This window comes from Kamptonema animale CS-326 (assembly GCF_028330895.1).
Taxonomy (GTDB): domain Bacteria; phylum Cyanobacteriota; class Cyanobacteriia; order Cyanobacteriales; family Microcoleaceae; genus Kamptonema; species Kamptonema formosum.
Genome location: NZ_JAQMUA010000079.1, coordinates 1 through 5,668, shown reverse-complemented (window position 1 = coordinate 5,668; position 5,668 = coordinate 1). Strand labels below are relative to the sequence as shown.

At 49.5% G+C, this 5,668-nt stretch carries 5 protein-coding genes; 3 read left to right on the top strand and 2 right to left on the bottom strand.

Annotation, left to right across the window (positions count from 1 at the left end; translation table 11 throughout):
* Positions 1-229 precede the first annotated feature (229 nt).
* Positions 230-1,249: a type I glyceraldehyde-3-phosphate dehydrogenase gene (locus PN499_RS04690; protein WP_007358062.1), complete on the bottom strand. Its 1,020-nt coding sequence runs from the start codon at positions 1,247-1,249 to the stop codon at positions 230-232.
* A 155-nt stretch (positions 1,250-1,404) separates the two neighbouring features.
* Complete coding sequence (gene nadD, locus PN499_RS04685) at positions 1,405-2,055, bottom strand: nicotinate-nucleotide adenylyltransferase (protein WP_272030522.1); 651 nt, start codon at positions 2,053-2,055, stop codon at positions 1,405-1,407.
* Between the two features lie 372 nt (positions 2,056-2,427).
* Here nadD and murC point away from each other — a divergent pair, with 372 nt between their 5' ends.
* From murC to PN499_RS04670, 3 genes are all read left to right on the top strand, one after another.
* Entirely contained in the window at positions 2,428-4,047 is a 1,620-nt protein-coding gene (gene murC, locus PN499_RS04680) for a UDP-N-acetylmuramate--L-alanine ligase (RefSeq protein WP_272030521.1), read from the top strand.
* 94 nt (positions 4,048-4,141) lie between these two features.
* Entirely contained in the window at positions 4,142-5,101 is a 960-nt protein-coding gene (gene murB, locus PN499_RS04675) for a UDP-N-acetylmuramate dehydrogenase (protein WP_272030520.1), read from the top strand.
* Positions 5,102-5,220: 119 nt separating this feature from the next.
* Entirely contained in the window at positions 5,221-5,565 is a 345-nt protein-coding gene (locus PN499_RS04670; protein WP_007358058.1) for a YbaB/EbfC family nucleoid-associated protein, read from the top strand.
* Positions 5,566-5,668 lie beyond the last annotated feature (103 nt).

The following is a 5,668-nucleotide window of genomic DNA, read 5'->3' as shown; positions in this document are numbered from 1 at the left end:
GGGCTAGGGGCTAGGGGCTAGGGGCTAGGGACTAGGGAAAGAGGAAGAGAGGGGATGAAGGGAAGATGTGGAAGGTACCAATTACCATTTACCAATTACCAATTACCAATTACCAATTACCAATTAACAATTAACAATTAACAATTAACAAAATAAACGCAGATGACTAAAAATGGCTAAAACCATCTACATTCATCTGCGTTTGTCCGGGGTTAAAAGTTCAAAACCTCTAGGATTGCCACTTTTGGGCAACAAGCTCAGCCAAGTCAACAACCCGCTGACTATAGCCCCACTCGTTGTCATACCAAGCGATTACTTTAAGCATATCGCCATCCAGAACCAAAGTCAGACTAGCATCAACAATCGAAGAAGCATCATGTCCGCGATAGTCAGAAGAAACCAAAGGCAAGTCGCTATACTCTAAAACTCCCTTCATTGGCCCTTCCGCCGCTGCTTTGAGAACTTCATTTACCTGCTCAGCAAAAGTCTTCTTCTGCACCTGAACCACAAAATCCACTACCGACACATTAGGGGTAGGCACGCGCATTGCTATGCCATTAAGTTTACCCTTAAGTTCAGGAATTACCAGAGCCACAGCTTGAGCCGCACCTGTAGAAGTCGGCACAATATTCATCGCCGCCGCCCTTGCTCGGCGCAAATCTCGGTGACTGGCATCTAACAAGCGTTGGTCGCCAGTATAGCTATGGGTAGTAGTCATTGTGCCCTTAATGATGCCAAAGTTGTCGTTTAACACCTTAGCAACGGGAGCTAGACAGTTAGTTGTGCAACTAGCATTGCTGATTACTGTATAACTATCATGAGTGTAGGCGTGGTCGTTAACTCCGATGACGAAAGTCCCAACTTCAGGGCCTTTGCCAGGAGCGGTAATTAGTACCTTCTTAGCACCCGCCGTCATGTGCTTCGATGCGCCAGCTTGGTCTACGAAGACCCCTGTCGCTTCGATTACCAAATCAATGCCCCAATCAGCCCAAGGCAAGTTTAGTGGATTGCGATCGCTCACACATTTCACTGTCTTGCCATTGACGGTTATAGAGTTTTCATCGGTAGTAATATCTACACCCTTCAACGTCCCCAGCATCGTGTCATATCTGAGCAGGTGAGCGTTGGTTTTTGGATCTGAAGTGTCATTGATAGCAACCAGATCCAATTGGCTGTTTTCGCGCCCCAGCCAGCAGCGCATAAAATTACGTCCGATGCGTCCAAAACCGTTGATCGCGACTCTAATCACCTTGTACCTCCTAACGACAGCAGCGCCTAGCTTAGGCTTTAAATTTTGGAAAAATTTAATAATTAACCATGACCCAGATCATATCGCAAAGGGCGATCCCTTCTAACGTTTTGTCTGTATCAAAAATTGCTGAACAAATTACTTGGGCTCGGTCGTCAGGTTTGCGGCTGAGGTTGATACAGCTTTTGGGCTGTAATGTAAGTTCTGACAGTTTCCGGGACTAAGTAGCGGAGGTCGCGACCGTTGAGGCAATATTGGCGAATTAGACTTGATGATATTCCGATCCCAGGCATTTCCAGCACTGAAAGCCGGATCGGCACTCCCAGGGTGGCCATTTGCTCAATAATCTGTTTGATATGAAAGTGAGTTGTTTGCAGATCCCCGCTTTCGTCTTCTCTCTGGTAGGGGCGTGGGGCCACCAACCAATAACATAATTGGCTGATTTCCAGGCATCGATGCCATTGAGGAAGAGTTTGGAAAGCATCTGAGCCAATAATCCAATACCACTGAGCGTCTGGGTTGATGCGCTGGAGGTATAAAAAAGTTTCAATTGCGTAGGATGTACCAGTGGGATCGTCCTGTTGAGGTGATAGGACAAAATCTGAGCGATCGGCGATCGCTCTGTTCACCATTTCCCGCCGCCGTTCGCAATCCACCGACACCCGTTGCGATTTGTGTGGGGGGCTGGGATCGGGAACCCAGATTACTTTGTCAAGACCAAACTGACTCACAGCCGTCTGTGCCATCAATAAATGCCCCCAGTGAACCGGGTCGAAAGTCCCCCCAAAGATTGCTATTTTTCCCATACAAGACGATACTGTTAGTAAGTCAGTGAGGGGTTTTACCCCTCATCCTACTAATAACCGAGCTCCTAGCGCTCAAACGTGCGAGAATGCAGGAGTAGGCGAGTACAGGTCTATTGCCTGTAGGCCAGATTGCAAACCCCTTGACCCCAACCCTGCGCTCTCCGGTCTGCGATCTGCAACCTCTGACGATTCCTGATATTTACTGGCAAACAAGTCATATAGTATACAAGACAAACTATTCTAGAAGTCCGTAAAGCAAAAGGACGCGCAGAGTGGCTTTGCAGGAAATCTCTAGCGAACTGTATCCTAAGAAAACAATTCTTGATATGATATCGCGTGTTATTGGCGTGGTGTGGTGTGTGAGGAGCGAAGATGCCGAGTTCTGTTGATTTCACCGGCAGGCCATTTCATTTCATCGGAATTGGTGGAATTGGAATGTCAGCCCTTGCCTACATTCTAGCTAAACGCAAGTTGCCTATATATGGCTCGGATATTAAACCAAGCCATATAACTCAGCGTTTGCAAGCAATGGGCGCTCATATTTTTTGGCGACAAGATGCCAGCAATTTTGAATTATTCCAAGCGAATGCAGATGGAAATGATGCGGATTGCCAGTCGTCTGAGACCCCTAAGACTTTAGAAACCATCAGTCGAGGTGGAGGGTCTGCGATCGCCGCTTCAGGGGACAATCACAACGGCAAAGGCGCGATCGCCTTATCACCTCTGGACTTACCCCAGGTGATCTGTTCGACGGCAATTCACCCGGCCAATTCCGAATATCGACGCGCCCTTGATTTAGGCTGTCCGATTTTTCATCGGTCGGATGTGTTAGCAGCCCTGATTCTGGACTACCAGAGCATCGCCGTAGCAGGGACTCACGGCAAAACTACCACTAGCAGCATGATCGGCTTCATGCTACTGAAAGCGGGCTTAGACCCGACGATCGTGGTGGGAGGAGAGGTCAATGCCTGGGAAGGGAACGCACGCTTGGGACACGGGCCCTACCTAGTCGCTGAAGCAGACGAGTCCGATGGTTCTCTGGTCAAACTCTCAGCCAAAATCGGGGTGGTCACAAATATCGAACTCGATCATCCAGACCACTACGATACCCTCGATCAGGTAATCGCAACCTTTAACGTATTTGCCCAGAACTGTCAAATCTTAGTGGGGTGCATTGACTGCGATACAGTCAAAAACTCCCTTAAACCTAGCGTCAGCTATAGCCTGGAAGCTAACAGGGGCGCTGACTATACGGTAGATAGCGTCGAGTATAGGGCAGATTGTACCATCGCTCGCGTTTGGGAGCGAGGTACAGCTCTTGGAGAGATGCAATTAAAGCTGCTAGGGCAGCACAATCTTAGTAATGCTCTAGCTGCGGTGGCAGTGGGTAGATTATTAGGGTTAGAGTTTGGTGTAATTGCTAAGGCGATCGCCGACTTTGAAGGGGCACGTCGCCGTTTTGAAGTTAGAGGTGAACACAACGGCATCCTATTCGTGGATGACTACGCTCACCACCCCAGCGAAATTCGCGCTACCTTAACTTCAGCCCGCCTACGGATTGAAAATAGCAAACCCAAGCCCAAATCTAAAATTCAAAATTCAAAATCCAGACGGGTTGTTGCTGTCTTCCAACCACACCGTTACAGCCGAACTCTGACATTTTTGACAGAATTCGCCCAATCATTTAGCGATGCCGACATCGTAATTGTCAGCGACATTTATAGTGCTGGAGAACCAAATACAGGGCAAATCAGTGGGGAAAAGCTGGCAGATTTGATTGCGGAACATCACCAGCGGGTTTATTACCAACCGAGTCTCCAGTCGATCGGCAAGTTTTTGACAGAAATCTTGCGACCAGGAGATCTGGCTCTTTTTCTCGGCGCTGGCAATCTCAATCAAATCATTCCAGAAGTGATGACCTTTTACCAAGAGGCCCCAAGTCTGGGAGTGTCTGTTGTAGAGGGCGATCCCCGCAGTGAGCTGCCTGCATGAGTCACCTCATGCCGCCTACTGAGAGCGATCGCTTACAAGTTGGGTCAATCAACTGTCAACAACGTCTTTAATCCGAGGCATTTAAGCATTTGTTATGATCGTGACTCTCTCCTCTGACTCCCCCACAAAGGACAACCGACGAGTGTATGCTCCGATTCCCCTACCGGGAACTGGTTGCCAAATTAAGTCTCAAGTCTCTTTGGCCCCACTGACTTCTTTTCGAGTTGGCGGCCCTGCTGAATGGTACATTGCTCCGAGCACTCTCGAAGAGCTACAAGCAAGTTTCGAGTGGGCTAGCTCTGAGGGAGTGCCTGTCACTCTCCTGGGCGCTGGCTCGAATTTGCTAGTTAGCGATCGCGGCTTAACGGGATTGGTCGTCGGTACTCGCCACCTTCGCCACGTTGATTTCAACCCGGAAACAGGTCAACTCACCGCCGGATCGGGAGAATCCATTCCCCGCCTCGCCTGGCTGGCAGCTAAGCGCGGTTGGCAAGGGTTAGAGTGGGCAGTTGGCATCCCCGGCACCGTTGGAGGCGCTGTGGTGATGAATGCCGGGGCACATAGGAGTTCTACCGCTGAGATTCTGGTGAATGCTTCCGTCCTCTCGCCCACCGGCAAAGTGGAAATTCTCACCCCTCAAGAACTCGGCTATCGCTACCGTACTTCGGCACTCCAAGGCAGCAACCGCCTTGTCACCCAAGCCACCTTCCAGTTACAGCCAGGATTTGAAAAGGCAATGGTGATGGCGGCTACCACTGAACATCTCAATCAACGACGGACAAGCCAGCCCTACCATTTACCCAGTTGTGGCAGTGTCTTCCGCAACCCCGGCCCGAAAACAGCAGGCTGGTTAATTGAACAAACAGGACTCAAGGGACACCAAATTGGCGGGGCCCAAGTGGCAGTCCGCCACGCTAACTTTATTCTCAACTGTGGCTGGGCAACCGCAAGCGACATCTTCCAACTGATCCGCTATGTTCAAGAGCAAGTGGAACAGCGCTGGTCGCTATTGTTGGAGCCAGAGGTTAAAATACTAGGAGAGTTTCCTTTTTAAGGCAGGATCGGTGGTGAAGGGAGGAAGATAAGTAGTCAATAAAATTGTCTAAAACTGCCTAAAATAGGTTCTATAGAGCAGTGGCGGATTAGTAGCCAACACACAATCACAAAGCATTTATGACAAAATCGCAAGGATTTGGCTTCGGCCTCGGCAAAATGAAAGAACTGACTGAAGCTTTCAAGAAAGCTCAGCAAGTTCAAGAAGGAGCTAAAAAGCTTCAAGAAGAGTTGGATGTAATGGAAATTGAGGGAATTGCCGGCGGCGGCTTAGTCAAAGTTGTTGTTAGTGGCAACCAAGAACCCCGCCGCGTTGAGATTTCCCCTGATGCCCTTGGTGAAGGCGCAGATGTGGTTTCTGAACTCGTCACAGTGGCGATGCAAGATGCTTACAATAAGTCAACGATGACTATGCGGGAGAAGATGGAAGAACTGACAGGTGGGCTCAATCTCCCTGGACTCTAACCCCTTCCCGATTAGTTAGGAGAGGTGGGGTGGCCCTTTCCGACTTGAATCTGGGGCCACCCATAGAAGAAGGGACTAGGGGCTAGGATGCTCAGGGCTAGGG